The organism is Methylocaldum sp. 14B (assembly GCF_002005105.1).
Classification (GTDB): Bacteria; Pseudomonadota; Gammaproteobacteria; order Methylococcales; family Methylococcaceae; genus Methylocaldum.
Genome location: NZ_MSCV01000031.1, coordinates 54,524 through 76,577, shown reverse-complemented (window position 1 = coordinate 76,577; position 22,054 = coordinate 54,524). Strand labels below are relative to the sequence as shown.

21 protein-coding genes are annotated in these 22,054 nt (G+C 55.0%); 18 read left to right on the top strand and 3 right to left on the bottom strand.

What is annotated here, in order from left to right; genetic code table 11:
- The first annotated feature begins 406 nt into the window (after nucleotides 1-406).
- The 9 genes from B2A78_RS19755 to B2A78_RS19715 all read left to right on the top strand — a co-directional run bounded on the left by B2A78_RS19755 (nucleotide 407) and on the right by B2A78_RS19715 (nucleotide 7,993).
- The gene (locus tag B2A78_RS19755; protein ID WP_077731760.1) at nucleotides 407-1,657 is read left to right on the top strand and encodes a transporter; all 1,251 of its coding nucleotides are present in this window, start codon (nucleotides 407-409) and stop codon (nucleotides 1,655-1,657) included.
- A 329-nt stretch (nucleotides 1,658-1,986) separates the two neighbouring features.
- The gene (locus B2A78_RS19750) at nucleotides 1,987-3,342 is read left to right on the top strand and encodes a sigma-54 dependent transcriptional regulator (RefSeq protein WP_077731759.1); all 1,356 of its coding nucleotides are present in this window, start codon (nucleotides 1,987-1,989) and stop codon (nucleotides 3,340-3,342) included.
- Between the two features lie 553 nt (nucleotides 3,343-3,895).
- Complete coding sequence (locus B2A78_RS25805) at nucleotides 3,896-4,303, top strand: hypothetical protein (RefSeq protein WP_143735235.1); 408 nt, start codon at nucleotides 3,896-3,898, stop codon at nucleotides 4,301-4,303.
- A 34-nt stretch (nucleotides 4,304-4,337) separates the two neighbouring features.
- Nucleotides 4,338-4,622: a hypothetical protein gene (locus B2A78_RS19740; protein ID WP_077731757.1), complete on the top strand. Its 285-nt coding sequence runs from the start codon at nucleotides 4,338-4,340 to the stop codon at nucleotides 4,620-4,622.
- Nucleotides 4,623-5,470: 848 nt separating this feature from the next.
- Entirely contained in the window at nucleotides 5,471-5,878 is a 408-nt protein-coding gene (locus B2A78_RS25800) for a hypothetical protein (protein WP_143735234.1), read from the top strand.
- Nucleotides 5,879-5,913: 35 nt separating this feature from the next.
- Nucleotides 5,914-6,204, top strand: a complete 291-nt coding sequence (locus tag B2A78_RS19730) for a hypothetical protein (protein WP_077731755.1) — start codon at nucleotides 5,914-5,916, stop codon at nucleotides 6,202-6,204.
- A 169-nt stretch (nucleotides 6,205-6,373) separates the two neighbouring features.
- Nucleotides 6,374-6,655, top strand: a complete 282-nt coding sequence (locus B2A78_RS19725; protein ID WP_077731754.1) for a hypothetical protein — start codon at nucleotides 6,374-6,376, stop codon at nucleotides 6,653-6,655.
- Between the two features lie 199 nt (nucleotides 6,656-6,854).
- Nucleotides 6,855-7,238 carry a hypothetical protein gene (locus B2A78_RS19720; protein ID WP_077731753.1) on the top strand — a complete coding sequence of 128 codons (384 nt, stop codon included), beginning with the start codon at nucleotides 6,855-6,857 and terminating at the stop codon, nucleotides 7,236-7,238.
- A gap of 47 nt (nucleotides 7,239-7,285) precedes the next feature.
- Nucleotides 7,286-7,993, top strand: coding sequence for a C39 family peptidase (locus B2A78_RS19715; RefSeq protein WP_077731752.1), 708 nt, complete (start codon nucleotides 7,286-7,288; stop codon nucleotides 7,991-7,993).
- Nucleotides 7,994-8,034: 41 nt separating this feature from the next.
- On the opposite strand, the gene B2A78_RS19710 is transcribed toward B2A78_RS19715, so the two are convergent.
- The gene (locus B2A78_RS19710; protein WP_077731751.1) at nucleotides 8,035-8,529 is read right to left on the bottom strand and encodes a histidine phosphatase family protein; all 495 of its coding nucleotides are present in this window, start codon (nucleotides 8,527-8,529) and stop codon (nucleotides 8,035-8,037) included.
- Nucleotides 8,530-9,013: 484 nt separating this feature from the next.
- On the opposite strand from B2A78_RS19710, the gene B2A78_RS19700 reads away from it, so the two are divergent.
- The 6 genes from B2A78_RS19700 (at nucleotide 9,014) to B2A78_RS19670 (ending at nucleotide 15,800) form a co-directional block, all read left to right on the top strand.
- Nucleotides 9,014-10,600, top strand: a complete 1,587-nt coding sequence (locus B2A78_RS19700; RefSeq protein WP_240502604.1) for a glucan biosynthesis protein G — start codon at nucleotides 9,014-9,016, stop codon at nucleotides 10,598-10,600.
- Nucleotides 10,597-11,097: a hypothetical protein gene (locus tag B2A78_RS19695; RefSeq protein WP_077731749.1), complete on the top strand. Its 501-nt coding sequence runs from the start codon at nucleotides 10,597-10,599 to the stop codon at nucleotides 11,095-11,097. Before B2A78_RS19700 ends, B2A78_RS19695 begins: the two co-directional genes overlap by 4 nt.
- Nucleotides 11,098-11,110: 13 nt before the next feature.
- The gene (mdoH, locus tag B2A78_RS19690) at nucleotides 11,111-13,171 is read left to right on the top strand and encodes a glucans biosynthesis glucosyltransferase MdoH (RefSeq protein ID WP_077731748.1); all 2,061 of its coding nucleotides are present in this window, start codon (nucleotides 11,111-11,113) and stop codon (nucleotides 13,169-13,171) included.
- 13 nt (nucleotides 13,172-13,184) lie between these two features.
- Nucleotides 13,185-13,820 (top strand): uracil-DNA glycosylase family protein, encoded by a 636-nt coding sequence (locus B2A78_RS19685; RefSeq protein WP_240502603.1) that lies wholly within the window; start codon nucleotides 13,185-13,187, stop codon nucleotides 13,818-13,820.
- A 277-nt stretch (nucleotides 13,821-14,097) separates the two neighbouring features.
- Nucleotides 14,098-15,462, top strand: a complete 1,365-nt coding sequence (gene ppnN, locus B2A78_RS19675) for a nucleotide 5'-monophosphate nucleosidase PpnN (protein WP_077731746.1) — start codon at nucleotides 14,098-14,100, stop codon at nucleotides 15,460-15,462.
- 35 nt (nucleotides 15,463-15,497) lie between these two features.
- Nucleotides 15,498-15,800, top strand: coding sequence for an antibiotic biosynthesis monooxygenase (locus tag B2A78_RS19670; RefSeq protein WP_077731745.1), 303 nt, complete (start codon nucleotides 15,498-15,500; stop codon nucleotides 15,798-15,800).
- 320 nt (nucleotides 15,801-16,120) lie between these two features.
- On the opposite strand, the gene B2A78_RS19665 is transcribed toward B2A78_RS19670, so the two are convergent.
- Nucleotides 16,121-16,618, bottom strand: coding sequence for an SPOR domain-containing protein (locus B2A78_RS19665; RefSeq protein ID WP_240502602.1), 498 nt, complete (start codon nucleotides 16,616-16,618; stop codon nucleotides 16,121-16,123).
- Nucleotides 16,619-16,787: 169 nt separating this feature from the next.
- A complete protein-coding gene (gene argS, locus B2A78_RS19660; protein ID WP_077731743.1) occupies nucleotides 16,788-18,548 on the bottom strand; it encodes an arginine--tRNA ligase in 1,761 nt (586 codons plus the stop codon).
- A 269-nt stretch (nucleotides 18,549-18,817) separates the two neighbouring features.
- On the opposite strand from argS, the gene ndhC reads away from it, so the two are divergent.
- From ndhC to nuoC, 3 genes are read left to right on the top strand one after another with little or no spacing between them, the layout of a single operon-like run.
- Nucleotides 18,818-19,231, top strand: coding sequence for an NADH-quinone oxidoreductase subunit A (gene ndhC, locus B2A78_RS19655; protein ID WP_077731742.1), 414 nt, complete (start codon nucleotides 18,818-18,820; stop codon nucleotides 19,229-19,231).
- A gap of 12 nt (nucleotides 19,232-19,243) precedes the next feature.
- Complete coding sequence (locus tag B2A78_RS19650) at nucleotides 19,244-19,882, top strand: NADH-quinone oxidoreductase subunit B (protein WP_077731741.1); 639 nt, start codon at nucleotides 19,244-19,246, stop codon at nucleotides 19,880-19,882.
- Between the two features lie 10 nt (nucleotides 19,883-19,892).
- Nucleotides 19,893-21,683, top strand: coding sequence for an NADH-quinone oxidoreductase subunit C/D (nuoC, locus tag B2A78_RS19645; RefSeq protein WP_077731740.1), 1,791 nt, complete (start codon nucleotides 19,893-19,895; stop codon nucleotides 21,681-21,683).
- Nucleotides 21,684-22,054: the final 371 nt, after the last annotated feature.

The following is a 22,054-nucleotide window of genomic DNA, read 5'->3' as shown; positions in this document are numbered from 1 at the left end:
AGTCGTCCGAACCACACTTCGCAAAATGGCCGTGCAACGTTACGGCCGTATCGAGTTCAAGGAGGGAGCATAGTGTACGTTAAGCCTTCAATCCGGTCGCATCGGGTGTTCAAGGCGACAGCGCTGCACGCAAAGGACGGCACTTTGCCGAATTTCAATCCATCGCCCTTGTTTTCTTCGCGGCATCGATCCGTTTTCGACAAGCCGCGGCGCGCCTCCTATGAAATCACTCGTCTGAAGAGTCAATCTTTCAAAACCTTGGCTTGTCGGAGGCAATCGAATCGTGGCTGAGGTGTTACTCATAAGCCGGTGCTGGCGCGCCGAATGTTTCGATCAGTTCTATTCGGTGTTGTTCCATCAACGTGTCCCGCCGATTTAGCGGTCGGCGGCAGGCAAGGAAGTGATAATGATAAAAAAATGCATAGTCTTCATTTGTGGGGCATTTTTGCTTGCGCTCGTAGATAGCGGTGTTTCCTACGCCCGTACGAAGGCGGGAGCGACGAAATCAGCGGTAGAGGACACCGTTCCTCGGAGTGAATACGAGAAACTGAAACAAGAAGTCGAGGCGCTGAAGGCGCAGGTCCAGATTCTCATCGAAAACGAAACTTGGGAGCGAGAGTCCTTGCCGCAGGCGCAGGCACAGAAAACCCAAGAAGCGGCGGCAGAGACATCCGAGCAAGGGGAGAAGACGGCGACGGCACAAGCCGAAACGGCTCCCGCCGCGCCCAAAAAAGTATCTCCGGAAATGGGGTTGAAGGAGGGGGACCGAGAAAAAGAGGCGGAGGAGGCCAAGATAGAACTCGATCAATTCCTGAGATCGCAAAAGGTCTTGTTCAAGAGAGGCGATCTGCAGGTCGAGTTCATCGCGAGTTACGCTCAAGATACATCCGAAATATCGCCATATAAATTGAGGGCTAGAGCGGCAAGCGCTGGTGTTTTGTTTCGCTACGGCTTGATCGACGATCTCGAGCTGGATATATCCGTTCCATTTAATTTCCAAGAGCTAGAACTAGATACAATTCAGCCGTTTTTTGCTCGCGAAGGCTTTAGGCGGCAGGATGGTTCCGGACTGGGTGACGTCAGCGGCAGTCTGCGATGGGGCGCCTTGCACGAAGAGGGCCTCGTTCCGGAAACAACGTTGAGCCTGAACGTCAAATCCAATACCGGACACGAGGGGCGCGGCCTTACGAGTGTTTTAGGGCCCAGCGTAGGGTCCAATTTACTGATCGTAGATCCCAGTTTAGGCACAGGCTTTTGGAATGTCGGTGGCTCCGTATCGCTCGTCAAGACGGTAGATCCGGTAGTTCTCTTCGGTTCTCTGGGTTACAACGCGGTCCTCGAAGACGGCAGAATTGACCCGGGCGATCAAATTCCTTATTCCCTCGGTATGGGCTTCTCGTTGAACGATCGGGTAAGTTTCTCCACAGCCTTGAACGGTGCCGCGATACTGCGAGACAAGATCGATGGTCGAGAAATTATGGGTTCCGGCAGGGATATTCACTCGCTCAACTTGGCCGTTACCGTACAGGTGGCTAAGGGCTTATTTGTGGAACCCTTCGTAAATTTCGGCTTGACCGAAGAGGCCACGGATTTTTTCGCGGGCGTCAACGTTCCGTACCGGTTTGATCGACAGTATCCCCTGCCTTTTTTCCGATGAGCAGAGCGTCTATCTAACTAAAGGAGATTAAATGCTATGAGTAGCTGTTTTATTCAAGGTTTCATTCTCCCGGTTGGAGAAGAGAGTGGGGTGGCTCATTTTCGACTCCTTTAACGTAGTTGATCAGTAAAACATGGTGTTGGTAATAAGCCGGAGGTGTTTGCAAACTGCATAAGAAAGTTTTTGCATTGGATGCGGCTGCCTAAACGATATGACCTAGTTCGCGAAACAATTGACCCAGGCTAGGCAGGCTGACCGGCACCCTGTTATCGGTTTCGACGTTTTTTCTTAGCCAAAACTTGCACGGATCGCAAGGTTGGGAAGATTACATGGAAAGTATCAACGTTCTTTACCTCGCCCTCAAACCAGAGGCAGATGATGCCGTTTCATCGATAAGAAATGCGGTGGGACGCAATATTCATGTTACGTGTGATCCCGCACAAGCTCGGAATCTTTTGAGTAGTGGCGATTTTCATGTCGGGCTCATTCAATTCGAGCCATTCGACGAAAACTTTTTCCAGCGCGTTATCGGCGACATTTTTTATTATCCGGAAGGGTCATCCATGCAGTGGGTGGCTTTGGTATCTTCGTCGTCTATGGAAAACGAGGCGGTCTGCCGGCTTATCGCAGAGTATTTCTACGATTATCACACGTTGCCTTTCGATATCGACCGCCTAAGGATTACACTCGGTCATGCATCCGGTATGGCGGGAGTTAGAAGGAAGGTATTTCCGCGTACAAGCGAATGGCTCAATAAAAGCGAGTTGATCGGATCAAGCCCGGCCATGAGGCGGGTACTTCACAGTATCGACAAAGTTTTATCTTACGACTTGCCAGTTTTGATCACGGGAGAAAGCGGCACCGGCAAGGAATTGGCCGCGTTAGCCATTCACAATCATTCACCACGTTCCGAAGGACCTTTTGTTGCCGTCAACTGCGCCGCTTTGCCGTCCAATCTGATTCAGTCGGAACTTTTCGGTTACGAGAAAGGCGCTTTCACCGGCGCTCATCAGCGAAAACTGGGATTAATCGAAAAAGCCGGAGGGGGTACTCTTTTTCTGGATGAAACCGGTGAATTACCGCTTGATTTGCAAGCCAATCTTCTTCGCTTTCTCCAGCAGAAAACCATTTATCGAGTCGGCGGCCACGAAGAGATTGCCGTCGACGTCAGAATCATTTCGGCAACCCATGTCGACCTAGAGGAAGCTGTCCGCAAAGGGCGTTTCAGGGAAGATCTCTATTATCGACTTAATGTCTTGAGGGTTACCATGCCGCCTTTGCGTGACCGGGGTTACGATATTGAATTACTGGCGGAGTACTTTCTAAATAGTTTCAAGAAACAAAATGTCTGTAAGGCAAGGCAGTTCAGTCGGCGTGCGTTGAAGGTGATGCGGCACTACAGTTGGCCTGGAAACGTGCGCGAATTGAAAAACCGCGTAGAGCGCGCGCTGGTCATGTGCGACGACGCGTATATTTCGCCGGCGGATTTGGGTTTGGAGGAATATTCGCCGCAGCCTCTCGCGCTAAACCTGAAGGCTGTCAAGGATCAGGCAGAGAAGGACATACTCCACCGGGTATTAGATCAGGCGGGCGACAGCGTAGTGACGGCTGCTCAAATATTGGGGGTATCCCATGTTACGCTTTACCGGTTGATCAAGAAGCACGATATTAAACTTCAAAAATAATTTTTTCCATTTAAAAAACCTGTCGTTACGGTTGAGCTAGCGAAGCAGTAAAATCCTTTTACCCGTTTGACCGACGCACGTCTGGCTGCCTCGGAGAGAATTTGCAGCGATGGTGATATGCCTGCGCGCCTGCAAATTACCTCTGATACTCTCTTGGTTATGCTTTTCGGTTTTCGCGGCATTGGCTCAACGAAGGGCCATGATTGCTCGTTGCACGGGAGTGTCTTTAAGGATTTGTTAGTCGGCTTTTTTCAAAAAGTTAAATTCACCGAAAATCTCAATCATTCAATATAATCAGTCACTTAGGGTTGCTGGCGGTACGGCGGAAGGACGGGAATAACAAAATTGTAAAAGTGGGCCGGTGTTTCGGGAGCCGCCTGGTTGGCGCGAGGCACTCGGACCGGAAGCCAAGGACGCGGCGGGGCCGCTTCGAGGAATCTCAGCTTTGGGGCAAGGGGGTAACCGTTTTGTTATACCGAATTCACCGCGATAAAGTCCTGTGATATGACCGGGTTATTCACCCTATTACAGCCGTGTAACACGGGTGGCGGTTATGGCCGGAGCGCTGACGTACCTTAACGGGAATGGGGCGGTTTTAGATCGGCTTGTTTCGTCTGGCTTACGCCATTTAAACCCGGAAATAAAGGCGTGGCTCAATACCTCAGGCAACGCGGTGTGTTTACCTTTTTCAAAAACGTACATTTTCAAGCTGGAAAGCGGGCGGTGGAGGTATGTCATGCCGGCGGAATCTGGAGCGGCGGCAGGGGCGGCGCATATGGAAAATAAAAAACTCGTTTTAAAACAATTGAAAATGGCTGGTCGGGATTCTGGTGGTCAAAGGTGGCACGAGGTCTGCAATATGGTTATTGGTCGCAAGGATGCGACTCGAACAAAAGGGAATTTGATAACTGTGATCTTGCTGCGCACTGTTCTGAGGAACGGGTGCGATAGTAAGGGATGAATGCATTAGGCAAGACCTAGAAAGGAGTTCGATTATGAAATCGTATGCATTGGCTGCTGTGTTGTCTTCGGTGATGGTTGCCGGTCCGGCGTTGGCCGACAACGATTTTCGTGCTTTGGGGCAGGTGTCCAATCTGACGCCGATGACGGAAACGCAGCTCGCGGCCGTCGAGGGCGGCCAGTCTTGCTCGGGTGGTTTATTCAATCTTGCGAACACCTGTCTTAACGTAGCCGTACCTACCGTAGTTGCAATTAACCTGGGCATTTTGGGGAGTCCCAGCCAGTATATTAAGCAAATCACGTCACAGTATATTCAATAACAGCGAACTCGGAGTCCCGATGGCATCCTGATCGGGACCGGGGAATCAGGCGGGGGGCGATCATCAGTCGGCCCTCGCCTTTTTGATGAGAGCCTGGCGAGAGCCGAATGGGTTGAAAGTATCGGCTTGAAAGGTTGTTTTTATACGGAAAATGGGTATCGATGCGAATTCAGCACGATATCCCCAGAACGCAAGAGTCTATATCGTAAAGCAATCCATTTTCTGTTTTGAGCGTTATTTCGTTCCCCAAATCTTCGGGTATTCCCTGTTGTGTTTTATCGGTTGATCAATAAGCACGATATCAAACTTCAAAAATAACTCTCCTCATTTACAAAAGCCTGCCATCGTGGCCGAGATTGCGGAGCGGAAAATCGGCTGTTGTCGGTACTGCTTCGAACGTCCGTAAGCGCTGTTGATATTCCCTACATTAACCCCGGTACGTCCAAATCGGTATCTTGCTGTTCTTTCTTCGCCGTGTCGGCGAAGAAGAGCGCCCCGACTGCCCGCTGACTGGAGTGGATCTAAACGCCCGGCAGCTCGGCAATATCAAGAAGTTAAATTCACCGAAAATATTAGTCACTCAATATAATCAGTCACTTAGAGTTGCTGGCGGTATAACTGAAGGATGGGAATAACAAAATTGTAAAAGTGGGCCGGTGTTTCGGGAGCCGCCTGGTTGCCGCGAGGCACTCGGACCGGAGGCCAAGGACGCGGCGGGGCCGCTTCGAGGAATCTCAGCTTTGGGGCAAGGGGGTAACCGTTTTGTTATACCGAATTCACCGCGATAAAGTCCTGTGATATGACCGGGTTATTCACCCTATTACAGCCGTGTAACACGGGTGGCGGTTATGGCCGGAGCGCTGACGTACCTTAACGGGAATGGGGCGGTTTTAGATCGGCTTGTTTCGTCTGGCTTACGCCATTTAAATCCGGAAATAAAGGCGTGGCTCAATACCTCAGGCAAAGCGGCGTGTTTACCTTTTTCAAAAACGTACATTTTCAAGCTGGAAAGCGGGCGGTGGAGGTATGTCATGCCGGCGGAATCTGGGGCGGCGGCAGGGGCGGCGCATATGGAAAATAAAAAACTCGTTTTAAAACAATTGAAAATGGCTGGTCGGGATTCTGGTGGTCAAAGGTGGCACGAGGTCTGCAATATGGTTATCGGTCGCAAGGATGCGACTCGAACAAAAGGGAATTTGATAACTGTGATCTTGCTGCGCACTGTTCTGAGGAACGGGTGCGATGGTAAGGGATGAATGCATTAGGCAAGACCTAGATAAGGAGTTCGATTATGAAATCGTATGCATTGGCTGCTGTGTTGTCTTCGGTGATGGTTGCCGGTCCGGCGTTGGCCGACAACGATTTTCGTGCTTTGGGGCAGGTGTCCAATCTGACGCCGATGACTGAAACGCAGCTCGCGGCCGTCGAGGGCGGTCAGTCTTGCTCTGGTCTTCTGAGTTTCGCGAACACCTGTCTTAACGTAGCCGTACCTACGATCACCGCGTACAACGTGAGTTTTCTCGGGCTACTTGGAGCTACCACCCAGAGCATTAAGCAAGTTACAAACCAGTATATTCAATAACGGCGAACTCGGAATCCCGATGGCATCCTGATCGGGACCGGGGAATCAGGCGGGGGGCGATCATCAGTCGGCCCTCGCCTTTGTGATAAGTCGGCGGCATACCTCGTTTGAACTCGGGGCTAATGTGTCGTCAAAATCGAATTGTTCATGCAGGAAAAGGAGTTCGATCATGAAAGCATATGCATTGGTTGCTGTGTTGTCTTCGGTGATGGTTGCCGGCCCGGCGTTGGCCGACAACGATTTTCGTGCTTTGGGGCAGGTGTCCAATCTGACGCCGATGACTGAAACGCAGCTCGCGGCCGTCGAGGGCGGTCAGTCTTGCTCTGGTTTTTTCAGTATTGGAAACACATGCCTCAATGTAGCCGTACCTACGGTAACTGCGGTTAATCTGAGCCTCTTCGGACGAGCCTTCCAGGATATCGTACAGGTCACGAACCAGAGTATCCACTAACGGCAAACTCGGGGTCCCGACGGCATCCTGATCGGGACCGGGGAGTCAGGCGGGGGCGGTCAGTCCGTCCCCGCCTTTTTGCTGAACACGCGGTGAGAAACGAACGGGACCCAAGGATTGGCTCGCGAGCTTTTTTTCGCTACACCGTCTAAGGCGTATTGACCAACAATGGATCACTAAGGAAATCATGGAGAGACCTATGAAAACCTTATTCATACCGGGTGGCTTGATAACGCTTTCGTTATTGTCCATGATCTCGGTCCATGCTGAGTCCGATTTTCATGCGATGGAGAAGCTTTCCCTGCAAGATGCGGATATCGTGTCGTCTTGGCTGAACGACAGTGAGCTCGATCGAGTAGAGGGAGGGCTGGATATTTTGAGTGTCGCGTCAGGTCTGGGTGACACGGAGGTGCTGACGCAAGCCTATCTGGCGCAGGCGGCGCTTCAAAACGCCATGAACACGTCAGCAGCCGATGGCGGCATTACGCAAAATCAGGTGGACAGGACAACATCGCTACGTCAGGCTTGCGAATCACAAGCATGCACTCAAAGTGCGAACCTAACGACTAATTCGCGGATTTAGTGGTATAAGGAAACATCGTCCATCGCTGTCTGGTTTAGGGAAAGGGAATGACAAAGATAAGCGGCTTAATTGTGTGGGGGGTGTTGCTGTGCGCTGCCATGGCACACACGGTTGCGGCCGAGCCGAGAACGGCGCCCGCGATAACACGGCATACCTTGATCGAGCTCCGGGATCGGGCGGTCGTCAAGCAGCATCTCGATTATTCCTGTGGTGCCGCGGCATTGGCGACACTGCTGCGGTACTACTATGGCGAGGATACCTCCGAGCAAGATATTCTGAATCGCCTTAATGCAATTTTGGTCAATTTGACCAAGGAGCAATGGGCACACAAGAAGCGGATCGGTTTTTCGCTGCTCGATCTCAAGAAGGTGGCTCAGCAAAAAGGCTACCGGGCAGCAGGCTTCGAATTGACGATCGATCAGCTAAAACAGCTGATAGCGCCCGTCCTGGTCTACGTGCATCCTTTCGGATATCACCATTTCGCCGTATTGAGAGGAATTGCTGGTGACCGGGTCTACCTTGCCGATCCCGGGCGCGGCAACCTGCGAATGAGTCTATCGCGCTTTCAAGACGAGTACGGCGGCGTCATCTTCGTGCTGGGAAAGCCGGGGGAAGAAAACATCGTGTCCTATCCACTGGCGCTGGGAAGGCCTTCCGACTACCCGGAAGTGCGGTTGCGGGATTTCGCCGAGCGAGCCGACATTCTGACCAGTTCCGCGACCAATCTGAATGTCAGGATACACCCACCGCGTTAGCTTAAACCCTATTGTCCGGGGGGGGCGGGTGCGGGAGATGGTCAAGGGTGCTGTTTGGGAGAGTCGAAGAAAACCAGACGGCCGCTCCCGTGCATGACGTATGCCCAGGCATCGACCGGGAACTTGATCGCAGCGATTCCGCAGGTCGGAAGAGTGCCGAGACTTTCGCCGGTCAGCCGAGTGACCAGTTCGCTGAGATCGGGGTTGTGGCCGATTAGGTAGACTCTGTTATGGATATTCTCTAGGGACCGAATCAATTCGAGGAGAGCCGGTGTCCCTTGCAGGTAAATGCTGTCACGTACCGCGATTGCCCGGCTGTCGTAGCCGACCGCTTCCGCGATCAGTTCGGCGGTTTCGAGAGCGCGTTTTGCCGGGCTCGTTACGATTAGATCCGGTTCCTGTCCGCGAAATTTCAATACATCGCCCATGACCGGCGCATCGCGTTTGCCGCGGTTGTTCAAGGGGCGGTCGATATCCGCCAGAAACGGTTGATCCCGGTCGGATTTGGCGTGACGGATGACGATTAGGCTTTTCATGGCGGCGACCGCGCGCTGTTTCCAATTTGATCACGGCATTTTCATGAAACGATCTTTCCTGTACAAGAGGGGGAAGCTGGACGCGCTTTCGATGGAAGAGCTCGGACAGTACCTCGACGGAATGATTTTTCGTTATGCACCGGCAGGTTATACTATGCCCAAATGGCGTGTTTCCGCCGCGTTCTCATCCTCTTTCGTGGTCCTAAGATTCCGACTGAGTCGTATTTGAAGCAGTTCGTTCTTTTTAATACACCCGTTTTGCAAGCAAAGTCCGTAATACTCGATCACGACAGTGATCAGTCGAGTATTCTTGCCGTGTTTGTCGTTTAGTAATGCCTTGACAATATTGTGGGTTTTGCTATTTAGGGCTAATTTGCCCCGGCTTTTGAGCTCGGGCAAGGAAAAAATGCATGTGAACGTAAGAGACCTGAGCCTGGTCCGCAGCACAAGATTTGGTTACTGAGTTTCCGAGGAAAAACACACTGTGAGCTTTCGAAGCTGGATTGTCGTCTTTTTGTGTCCTTTATTTTTCAATGATGCCTTGGCCGAGCCCGGCAAGCCGGCGCCGCCGCCACCCCAAGTTCCAGCTCCGAGCGCACCCGTTACACCTCCGGCCGACAAAGCGCCGGCCAAGCCTTTCGAGTTTTCGGATGTGGAGCAGAAGGCAAAGGAATTAGCCCGCAAGCCTTATGTGCGCGACGAAGCCGGGATGCCCGAGTTTCTGACCAAGCTGGATTACGATCAATACCGCGATATTCGGTATAAACCGGAAAAAGCCCTCTGGCGCGATGAGAACCTGCCCTTTCAAATTCAGGCGTTCCATCGCGGTTTTATGTTCAAGGACCGCGTGATCATCAATATCGTGGACCACGGAAATGCGACGCGGCTCGCGTATTCGCCGGAACTATTCGACTTCGGCAAGAATCAATTTCCCAATCCACTTCCCGCGGATCTAGGATTTGCCGGTATACGCTTCCATCATCCGCTGCGGAAAGACGACGTCTCCGACGAAATCGCCGTTTTTCTAGGCGCCAGTTATTTCCGGGCGGTCGGATTGGGACAGTTGTACGGCTTGTCCGCGCGCGGGCTGGCGATCGATACCGGTTTGCCTAAGGCGGAGGAGTTCCCGATCTTCAAAGAGTTCTGGATCGAAAAGCCGGCGAAGGACGCGAGTTCGCTCACGGTGCACGCTTTACTGGATAGCCAAAGGGTAACCGGCGCTTATCGCTTCGTCATTCACCCTGGCCTTGATTTGACCATGGATGTGACGAGTCACCTTTATTTTCGCCAGAGCATCGAACGGATTGGAATTGCGCCGCTAACCAGCATGTTCTTTCACGGCGAGAACACCGATCGTTTCATGGACGACTTCCGGCCGGAGGTGCACGATTCCGATGGCCTATTGATCGGGAGAAGCACCGGCGAATGGGTATGGCGTCCGTTGAACAACCCGCGCCAGCTTCGCATTAGCGTCTTCAGAGATGAGAAGCCCGTGGGTTTCGGCTTGATGCAAAGAGACCGCAGTTTCGATCATTACCAAGACTTGGAAGCCAGCTATAACCGCCGTCCCAGCGCCTGGATCGAAGCTTTGGGCGATTGGGGGCCGGGCGCGGTTTACCTGATTGAAATTCCGAGCGACGCGGAGAAATACGACAATATCGTCGCTTTTTGGGTGCCCGATCAGCCAACCGGAGAAGGCAAGGAATATACGTACAGCTATCGTCTCCATTTCGAATTGGACGAATTCACCGCGCCTGGCGGCGGAAAAGTCGCGGCCACCCGTATCGGCGCGACCATTCCGGATAGTCCCAACCGCAAGTTCGTCGTCGAGTTCGCCAGTCCTACGCTCAAGCTGCTCAGCGACAAGGCCTCGGTCGAAGCCGAGGTAAGTGCTTCCGCCGGTAAGATTACCAATACCGTGGTTCAGAAAAACAGTGAAAATGATCAGTGGCGTTTGAGTTTTGATTTAGAACCCGAAAAAGATAAAGACCCGGTCGAGTTGCGTGCGATGTTGAAATCCGGCAAGGATGCGCTTACCGAAACGTGGGTTTATCAGTGGAACCGTCGATGAATCAAGTACGGATTTTAGAAGAGATGATAACGTCCGGCGATGCGGACTCCGCTCCTCAATCATGGCTTCCCGGAATCAAGGAGCGGGTCGTCGCCTACCTGCAGAGCCTCGGCTTGTCTCGGCAGGATTTGATCGAGAACTTAGCCGACGACTGTCTAAACCGTGCCCGCCGCCGGGTCGGACGCGGGGCTGGAGACGAATTGCTCAAGCGTGCGATAGAAGAGGCCCAGCGGCGTTTCGACCACGCCTTGGCGCGAGCCATGCGCTTGTCTCCGTCCAAGGATCCTCATCCCATAGCTGCGGCCCGCGCCGCCTTGCTGCTGACCGGTTGCCCGTCGGCCAGCGACGCTCTGTTCGGAAATCCGGATCCGCCGTCTGAGACGGGTGAAATGCTAAGAGAAATTCTGCCCCGACCCACTCCGCCCGAGGACTCCGTTCCTATGGCCGAACAGCCGCTGAGATTCTGGCTGTTCAAATCGACTCATCAAAGCAGCTAACCCTTTTTCAAATATGTCTTCCAATGCCAGCGCTCTGCCGGGCTATGTCCGCACTTTAAGGCGAACGTTTTTCTTCACTCTGGTAACCCTGACGGCCTTCGCGGCGCTTGCCATGATAACGAGCGCTTTCCTGCAGAACGGAATAACGCCGCAGGAGATCGTGCTGCTCATACTTTATACCTTGCTGATTCTGTGGATCAGCACCTCGTTTTGGACCGCTACGCTCGGATTCTGGTGCTTGCTTCGGGGTGGCGACAAGCGCTCGATTTCGAGACTGGTCCCGAATCCGGACATGACGTCCGACCAGGAGCCGGCGCTCACGGCGCTGGTGATGCCGATCTACAACGAGGATCCGGTGCGGGTATTCGCGGGACTGCGGGCGATTTATCAGTCGCTCCGCGAAACCGGGCGCGCGGACGAGTTCGAACTGTTCATCCTCAGCGATACGCGCGATCCCGATACCTGGATGCAGGAGGAGGTAAACTGGTATCGCATGTGCCGCGACTTCAATGCGCACGGCAAAATCTTTTACCGCAATCGCGAGAAGAACATCGCCCGCAAGAGCGGCAACATCGAGGATTTTTGCCGTCGCTGGGGCGGCCGTTACCGCTACATGATCGTCCTCGATGCTGACAGCCTCATGGCCGGTGAGACGCTGACGAAAATGGTGGATCTGATGGAGGCTCATCCCCGCGTCGCACTGATTCAATCACCGCCGCTGCCGGTAAATCATAAATCCTTGTTCGCCCGTATCCTTCAGTTCGCCAGCAGTTTGTACAGCGACATCTTCATTGCCGGGATCAATTTCTGGCAGCTCTCGGGTAGCAATTATTGGGGGCACAACGCGATTATCCGCATGCAGCCCTTCGTTCGGCATTGCGGTTTGCCGAAGTTGCCGGGGCGGGAGCCATTCGGCGGCGAGATCTTGAGCCACGACTTCGTCGAGGCGACTTTGTTGCGCGAGGCCGGATGGGAAGTGTGGCTGGCGGCCGATCTCAAGGGCAGCTACGAGGAGCTGCCGCCGACGCTGATCGACTACGCCAAGCGCGATCGGCGTTGGTGCCAGGGGAATTTGCAACATTTGCGCATGGTGTTCGCCCGCGGCTTTTCTGGACTCAGCCGTTTGTATTTTCTGATGGGCATCATGTCCTATCTGTCCTCGCCGTTATGGTTGCTGTTTCTGGTTTTAACCGGCTTTGAGGCGTATGTGCAGAGCCAAACCATGCCGGTTTATTTTTTCGGCGACAATATTTTTCCGGTCTGGCCCGAGTCTTATGCGGTCGAGATGACGACGGTCTTGCTGGTGACGCTGGCCATGCTGTTTCTGCCGAAATTCTGGAGCTTTTTGCTGCTCCTGATGCGTCCCAGAATAATCAAGGGCTATGGCGGCGTGATACGCGCCGCTTTCAGCGTCTTTTTCGAAAGCGCATTTTCAGTGCTGACGGCGCCTGTGCTCATGCTGTATCAGAGCAAATTCGTCGTCGCCATTTTGCTGCGTCGCAGCGTCGGCTGGCCTCCGCAAAATCGCGGCGATCACCGTTTGAGCCTCAAGGAAGCCACTCTGGCTCACGGCGGGCAGACGCTGACCGGGTTGGGTGCCGGATGGCTGAGCTACGAGTATGTGCCTGACTTTTTCCTGTGGCTGATTCCCGTTCTGGCCGGGTTGGTCCTTGCCATACCCGTTTCGATCCTTTCCAGCAGCACGTCGGTGGGTTCGCTCGCCCGTAAACTCGGATTTTTCCTGACTCCGGAAGAGTATAAGGCGCCGCGTGTCGTCGAACTGCTCCACGAAAATCTTGCCCGTACCGAGCAAGCGGGTGCGCAAAATGAAGGCGAGTTGAACGTTGCCGATCCGGGAACGTATTCCCTCCACTTCGCTCTTTTGCCCGATCGTCCGGTGAAAAAGCGCCAGCGCCACCAGTTGCGCGCTTTGGTGTACCAATTGGTGGAAGAGGGGCCGGAAACGCTGTCCGCCGCCGACAAGCGTGCCTTGATTTCCGATCCGGAGACGCTGACTCGGTTGCACACCTTGGCTTGGAGCCGGAAGGACAAGGACACCCCTCAACCGTCCTGAGGAGCGACCGCCCATGAACGAGCGGTTGCGCTCATTGATCCTCCACCAAGAGGCCTTGAAGAACTGCGTGCGTTGCGCCGGGATGATCGGTCCGGTGGTGATGGGGCGCGCCGTGTTGTCGCCCGTGATCCTCATCGGCCAGGCGCCGGGCGGCAAGGAAGGGCAATTCGGAAAGCCGTTTGCGTGGACAGCGGGAAAAACCCTTTTCAAATGGTTTGCCGAGATAGGCATATCCGAAGACAATTTTCGCCGCAACATCTACATGGCGGCCGTATGCCGCTGCTTTCCCGGCAAGAACCCGAAAGGCGGCGATCGGGTTCCGTCTCCGGAGGAGATCGATCGTTGCGCCGATTGGCTGAATGCCGAAATTCGGCTTATAAGACCCAAGCTCATTATTCCGGTCGGCAAGCTGGCGATCCGTCAAATTCTCGTCGCCGATAGACTGGATCAGGTGATCGGGCTTAGGCACGAGCTTTGTCGAGAAAGTCTAGAGATAGACGTAATACCCTTGCCTCACCCGTCCGGGGCCTCCACCTGGCACCGCCGAGAACCCGGCAAAACCCTGCTGCATAATGCGTTAAGGCTAATTCGCGAGCATCCCGCTTGGGGTGAGGTCTGTCACGGCTCGAGCGACGGTGTTTTGACATAGCGCAAAAGTTATGCACAACGGATGAGTTGTTTTTCAGTGCTTTCGGTGTACCGGCGTCAGGTTTTTGACGTTTTTGGCAAGTTTTTGATTATTTGCATGTTTTGGCCCAAGAATAAAAATCGTCAAATTAGGGAAAGATCAGGACCGGCGGGGTTTCAAAAGTGTTTTAAGACTGCATTCCACAAACTTATCCACAGGTTCTGGGAAGTTCTTCTTTTTAAGGAGTGCGACAGAATGCTTATCAATAATCAATGGAAGATCTAACAAAGGAATTCCGATGCAAACAATCAACGCTCAGGTAAGGCCGGAAGGCACTCTGGAGGTTTTGTCCAAGCTGGAAGTGGCGAAGCTGCTCGATACCAGCCAGGGCGGTCTTCACGAGCTCTTCCGGCGTTGTTCGCTGGCGGTCCTGAATTGCGGCAGCGCTGTCGATGACACCAAGCTGGTGCTCGAGCAACATAAAGACTTTGACATTCGCGTATTGCAACAGCAGCGCGGTATCAAGCTGGAGGTGCTGAACGCGCCGGTCTCGGCTTTCGTCGACGGCGAGATGATCAAAGGCATACGGGAGCATCTGTTTTCGGTGCTTAGGGATATCGTTTTCACCGGATCGGAGATCGTATCGAATTCGGCGTTCAATCTGGGCAAGTCGGAAGATATCACCAGCGCCGTTTTTCACATTCTGCGCAACGCGGGCAGCCTGATCACGAATACCTCTCCGAACTTGGTCGTATGCTGGGGAGGCCATTCGATCAGCCGGGAAGAATACGATTACACCAAGGAGGTCGGCCATGAGCTGGGGTTGCGGGGGCTCAACGTCTGTACCGGCTGCGGCCCTGGAGCCATGAAGGGGCCGATGAAAGGCGCCACGATCGGCCATTCAAAACAACGTATCTACGAGGCCCGCTACGTGGGCATTTCGGAGCCGGGAATCATCGCCGCGGAGCCTCCGAATCCCATCGTCAACGAGCTGGTCATCATGCCGGATATCGAAAAACGCCTCGAAGCGTTCGTAAGACTCGGGCATGGCATCGTCATCTTCCCGGGTGGCGTCGGCACGGCCGAGGAGATTCTCCACCTCTTGGGTATCCTGCTTCACCCCGACAACAAGAATTTGCCTTTTCCGGTCATTTTGACGGGGCCTGCGGAGTGCGCCGGCTATTTCGAGCTTATCGACCGGTTTATGGTTTCGACGATTGGTCGAGACGTGCGCCGATGCTATCGGATCATCGTCGACGATCCCGCCGGCGTTGCCCGGGAAATGAAAGAGGGGATCAGCCTGGTGCGGGAATTCCGGAAACAGAACGGTGACGCCTACTATTTCAACTGGCTGCTGAAGATAGAGCAGCAGTTCCAGATCCCTTTCGTACCCTCGCATCAGAATATGGCTTCGTTGGAATTGCATCGACAGCAGGAGCCTCACCACCTGGCGGCCAACCTGCGCCGAGCCTTTTCCGGAATCGTGGCTGGAAACGTGAAGGCGGAAGGCATACGAACCATCGAGGAGCATGGGCCTTTCGAGCTGAGGGGGGACGCGGAGGTCTTGAAGCCTCTGGATGAGTTGTTGGCGGCGTTCGTCGCACAGGGCCGCATGAAGCTTCCGGGCGTGCGTTACGAGCCGTGTTACCGGCTGGTAGCGTAAATTTTGAGGAAAAAACGATTTAAGAGGAGTTCGAGATGTTCATTGCCATGAATCGATTCAAGATTGCTTTAGGGAAAGAGAGCGAATTCATTGCAATCTGGCGGAATCGTGAAACCTACTTGCATGAAGTTCCGGGATTCCGTGAATTTCATCTGCTTCAAGGTCCGAGCAATGAGGACTTCACGCTGTTCGCTTCCCATTCGACGTGGGAGTCGAAAGAGGCTTTCGAAGCCTGGACGCGTTCGGAGGCATTTCGCAACGCTCATGCCAGCGCGGGCGGAAGCAAGGAGCTCTACCTCGGACCGCCTCAGTTCGAGGGTTTCGAGGTCGTCCTTTAAGGAAGCTCTGATTAAGTCCTTCGACAGGCTCAGGACGAACGGTAAGGTATTGATTCCGTTCGTGGTGAGCTTGTCGAACCATGAACGGAATCAACTTGTTCAGAGCTTCCTTAAGCGATCGGTCGAGCCCTCATGGGATCTCTAGAGCATTTTCCGGTTCGGCGTAGCGCTCCCAAGCTGCAGTAGGTCGGCAATCCTTTGCCGACACACGCGGTAGACGAGGGGCTTTGTCGGCAAAGGATTGCCGACCTACAAATTATTTTGGCCCGCATTTTGAGCAATCGGATCGCCGGATAATCCGGTACGGTGGGGCAAAGGAGTTATTTCGCCGCTTTCTGCACGATGCTGTCGATGCCTTTCTTGCGCAGGTAGGCCCTGATCTTGTCGGCATCGGCCAGAGTGGCGTACGGGCCGATTTTGACGCGGTACCAGGCCGAATTATCGATCTCGATCATTTCGATCTTGGCCTTGATCTTGATCTTGGCCAGGTCGCCCTTCAGTTGCTCGGCATTCTGTAGATTGTCGAAAGATCCTGCCTGCACCAGATAAAGCGCTGCGGTGGGTTTGCTTCCCTGGCTTTCTTCCCGCTTGATCGTTTTAATCTCGCTTTCAGGAATGATGACTTCCTTTTCGGGGAGGATCTTATAAAAAGTAAACCGGGGCTCGCGCGACTTGATCGGTTGCGGTTTCTGCTCGGGTTTTTGGGCGGCTGTTTTCTTGCCCTCGGTGTTTTGTTTCCTTTCCTGCTGGGGCTGACTCTTTTTTTCGGCTTCCGGAACCGCAGCAGCGGCTTGAGGCGCCGGCGCGGGTATGGACACGGGTTCCGGGGCCTTTGGAGGGGCCTCGCTATCGGCACCTGAGAAAACGTACACAACGAGCCCGATCGCACCAGCAATGCCGACCGCCGCTAGGCCCCAACGTCTCGGAATTTGGAGCTGGCGTTTTCGGTATCCCGGAATCCGGTGCTTATAGTCCTTGGACATGCCTTTACATTGCTTCGGGTGCGGAAACGTCCAGCAGGCTTAAACCGTTGCCGATAACCTGTCTCACCGCGGCAATCAAATTGAGCCGGGCATCCCGTAACGCGGCATCCTCCACCAGGAACTGGTGGGCGTTGTAATAAGTGTGGAATTCGTACGCCAGCTCGCGCAGATAATGCACCAGATGATGAGGCTCGTGCTGAACGGCCGATTGTTCCACAACCTCGGTATAGCGGGACAGCGTGTTGATTAATGCCAACTCGTGCGTTTCCGTCAATAGGTCCAGACGATTCATGCCGCCGGCGAGGTCGCGTTTCCAGCCTTTTTCGTCCAATTGCCTAAACACGCTGCAAATCCGCGCGTGAGCGTATTGCACGTAATAAACCGGATTTTCGTTGGTCCTCGAGGTGGCCAGCTTCAGGTCGAAATCCATATGCTGGTCGGATTTTCGCATGACATAGAAGAACCGGGCCGCGTCTTTGCCCACTTCGTTGCGAAGCTGCCGGAGCGTTACGAATTCTCCGGAGCGGGTGGACATCTGGACTTTTTCTTCCCCGCGATATAACACCGCGAACTGGACCAGCAGCACGTGGAGCCGTTCCGGGGCGCCCCCCAATGCCTTGATGGCGGCCTTGACGCGGGGAATGTAGCCGTGATGATCGGCGCCCCAGATGTTGATGATTTGATCGAAGCCGCGCTCCAGCTTATTCAAATGGTAAGCGATGTCGGATGCGAAATAGGTCATCTGACCGTTTTCTCGAACCACCACCCGGTCCTTTTCGTCCCCCAGCCGGCTCGAAGCGAACCAGGTTGCCCCGTCTTTTTCGTAGAGATAGCCCGCTTCTTGAAGCTTTTCCAGCGCACGCTCGATGGCGCCGGTATCGGCCAGGCTGCGTTCCGAAAACCACTCGTCGTAATGAACCCCGAACTCCTCCAGATCCTGGCGAATGTCGTCGAGGATGCTGTTGAGGCCGGCGTCGAACACGATTCGGTAATCGTCGGCGCCGAGCAGCGACTTGGCCCTTGCCACCAGCGCATCGATATGAACTTCCTTATCGCCGCCCTGGGGCTCGTCCGGTGGAATGTCCGCCATGACTTCGGCGGCCGGCCGCCGGTATTTCTCCCCGACTCGCTTGTGCAGATCCCAGGCAATCGTCCGAACGTATTCGCCGCGATAACCGTTGCTCGGGAAGGTCAGCACCTCGCCGCATTCTTCCAGGTAGCGGAGCCACACGCTGGCGGCCAGAATATCCATCTGCCGGCCGGCATCATTGACGTAGTACTCGCGGTGTACCTCGAATCCGGCGGCAGCAAGCAGGTTCGCCACCACGGCGCCGTAGGCCGCGCCGCGCCCGTGTCCCACATGCAAGGGGCCGGTCGGATTGGCCGAGACGAATTCCACCTGAACTTTGCGGCCGGCGCCGACGGCGGTCTTGCCGAACTCGTGCCCGGCTTCGTGAATATCGGCGACGATTCGATGTTGAGCCTTGGGATCGATGAAGAAATTGATGAATCCGGGGCCTGCGACCTCCAGCTTGGCGACGATGCCATCATGGGGCAGTGCCGCCACGATTTTTTCCGCCAACTGTCGGGGATTGCATTTGGCGGCCTTTGCCAGGGTCATTGCGAGATTGGAGGCGAAATCGCCGTGCTGCGCATCGCGCGCACGCTCCACCATAATGGTCGGATCGATATCGGGAGGTAGCTCGCCATTCGCTTTCAATGCGGAAACGGCGCCATGCAGCAGATTCTCCAGACGTTTTTTCATGCGGGGAATGGTTAGGACGGGAAAAATGAGCGGCTATTATCCTAAAATCGCGGACGTGCTTGCAACGCAGCGACTGCCAAGGGCCTGTGAATGCCGCATGGCCGCCTTCCTGTCGCTCGTCTTCCTGACTCAGCCCCAAACGCCGTTCGTCCCGAATGGTTCTTCGGAACTATGTATTTCTACTTATAGGCCGGTTGCGGCCGGTCCGATTAATCTGCGGGCAAGTTGATCGCCCTTGCAGTCCGCTGCAGCACATCCGGAGGAGTGGCATGAATGCCGATCTGGTGCAGGCATCGAATCTTTGGCCGTTCATCGCTTATATCGCGGCGATCATGGTCGTAATCGCGGCGATGTTGGTGATCCCCCGTTTTCTTGCCCGGCCCAGTCGCGGACGCGCGACCGGCGAGCCTTTTGAATCCGGCGTCGTGCCAGTAGGCGATATTCATGTGCGCCTCACCATACGGTTTTATCCGGTCGCCATCTTTTTCGTGATCTTCGACCTGGAAGCCGTTTTTATCCTCGCTTGGGCCGTCGCCTTTCGCGAGGCCGGGTGGATCGGGTACATCGAAATGCTGGTGTTCATCGGCATTTTGCTGGCCGCTCTGGTTTATCTCTGGCGGATCGGCGCTCTGGATTGGCGTACCGAGCGGCAGAAATTGCAGGATGCCCGACTACAAATTTAAGGGGAGTACGGGATGGAGTGGACTCTTACCAAAGCCGATTCCGACCCAGCGCCCCGCCCCGGCGAGCGCGTCAGCGAGGAAGCCATGCGCCGCAACCTGCTCATGGCGAAGTTGGAGGACCTGATCGCCTGGGGTCGAGCGAATTCCGTCTGGCCTTTCAATTTCGGGCTTTCCTGTTGCTACGTCGAAATGGCCACCGCTTTCACGAGCCGTTACGATATCGCCCGCTTCGGTTCCGAGGTGATCCGGGCAAGCCCGCGGCAAGCGGACCTGATCGTGATTTCCGGCACGGTCTTCATGAAAATGGCTCCGGTCATCAAGCGTCTCTACGAGCAGTTGCTGGAGCCGCGCTGGGTGATTTCCATGGGGTCGTGCGCCAATTCGGGCGGGATGTACGATGTTTACAGTGTGGTTCAGGGTGTGGACAAATTTTTGCCGGTCGACGTGTATGTGCCGGGCTGCCCGCCGCGTCCGGACGCCTTGCTCGAAGGTCTGATCCTGCTGCAGGAGTCGATCGGAAAAGAGAGACGGCCCCTAGGCTGGACGGTCGGCGAAGGCGGTGTTCAGAAAGCGCCGATCAAAAGCTTCCGAGACCTCAAGACTCCGGAGCGCATGAGGGCCACCGAGTTGCGCAGTCCGGATCGCCTTTAAGGTATTTAGGATGACTTTTACCACGACGGCAGGCAGCGCGACAACGACGGAAAGGCCGAAGACCGGCGCTATCGTCGGCGAACTCCGGCGCCGTTTCGGGGATGACGAATTTACCGTTCAATCCACCTATGACGGCATTCCAACCCTTTGGGTAAGCAAGGACCGTTTCGTCGATTGTCTGACTTATCTGAAGCGCGAGACCGAGCGGCCATACCCCATGCTGTTCGATCTCACCGCGGTGGACGAGCGCCTGCGCCAATACCGGGATGGGCTCCCGGCCAGCGAATTCACGCTGGTCTATCATCTTTTGTCTTTCGATCGGAACGAGGATATCCGTCTCAAGGTCGCCTTGGCCGATGGCGGTTTGAGCGTGCCGAGCATCGCCTCGCTTTGGCCCAACGCCAACTGGTACGAGCGCGAAGTCTTCGACATGTTCGGGATTCGCTTCGAGGGCCATCCGAATCTCCGCCGTATCCTGATGCCGCCCACCTGGAAAGGGTATCCGCTGCGCAAGGATCATCCGGCTCGGGCCACCGAGATGGGGCGGTTCTCGTTGCCCGAGCAAAAGCAGGAGGCGGAACAGGAGGCCTTGCGGTTCGTGCCCGAGGAATGGGGCATGCAGCGGCAGAAGGACAGCAGCGATTTTCTGTTTCTCAATCTCGGCCCTAACCACCCCAGCGTGCACGGGGTATTCCGCATCGCCCTGCAGCTCGACGGCGAGGAAATCGTCGATGCCGTGCCGGATATCGGCTATCACCATCGCGCCGCGGAAAAGATGGGGGAACGCCAGTCCTGGCATACCTACATCCCTTATACCGACCGGGTGGATTATCTCGGCGGCTCGCTGAACAACCTGCCTTACGTCATGGCGCTCGAACAAATGGCCGGCATCGAGGTGCCGCCCAGGGCGCAGACGATTCGGGTGATGATCTCGGAGTTTTACCGGATCAACAATCACCTCTTGTTTTACGGCACCTTCGCGCAGGACGTCGGACAACTATCGCCGGTTTTCTACATGTTCGTCGATCGCGAGAGGGTCTTCGAAATCATCGAAGCCATTACCGGTGGGCGCATGCACTCCAGCTTTTTTCGCATCGGCGGCACGGCGATGGATTTGCCCGAGGGCTGGGACAAGAAGGTGCGGGAATTCGTCGACTATTTTCCGAAACGGCTGGCGCACTACGACAAGATGGTGCTGGCGAACAGCATCCTCAAGCGGCGCACCCAGGGCATCGGCGTTTACGACACGAAAGAGGCGATCGACTGGGGCGCTACCGGACCGGGGTTAAGGGCCACAGGTCTCGCCTGGGACTACCGCAAGGCGCGCCCCTATTCCGGCTACGAAAATTTCGAATTCGAGGTCCCGTCGGGGAAAAACGGGGACTGCTACGACCGATGTCAGGTGCGGGTAGAAGAGATGCGGCAGAGCTTAAGAATCATCGAGCAATGCCTGAACAACATGCCATCGGGCCCCTACAAGGCGTTTCATCCGTTGACGACTCCACCGCCGAAAGCGCGGACCATGCACGACATCGAGACGCTGATCCAGCACTTTCTGAACGTCAGCTGGGGGCCGGTAATCCCGGCCGGGGAGGGCTCCGCCTGCGTGGAAGGGACCAAGGGGCTGTATCGCTATTACCTGACGAGCGACGGCAACACGACGTCCTACCGTACCCGCGTCCGTACCGCCTCGTTCCCCCATCTTCAGATGATTCCCCTGATGTCGCGCGGCCTCATGATCGCCGATCTCATCGCGATCCTGGGGAGCATCGATTTCGTGATGTCGGATGTGGATAGGTGAGGGGGATATGACGTTTCTAAATGGCTTGTTTGCGGAGGTTGAGGATGTCGGTCTAGCCAGCGGGTTCGGGGTAGTGGCAGCTGGTGCTGCCGGTGATTTTAGATGCGGGTCTCGCCCCGCGGGCGAGTTACTTTTGCAAACCCCATCCATGGGGTTTGCCCTTTGGGCCCGTCTTCGGCGGTCCAAACTCGCTCCCGGCGAGTTTGTCTTTGCTTGCCCAAAGACAAATTTGTCGGGAACAAATTTGGACGCGCGAAGTGCGCCCGAAGGGTTTGCGCCAGGACAGGCGCAAATCCAAAGTAACCAAAAGAAACGGCGCCCGAGCGGCATGCTTTTCCTGCGCTTCTCGCTTTGGCGCTGGGGCGACAGAA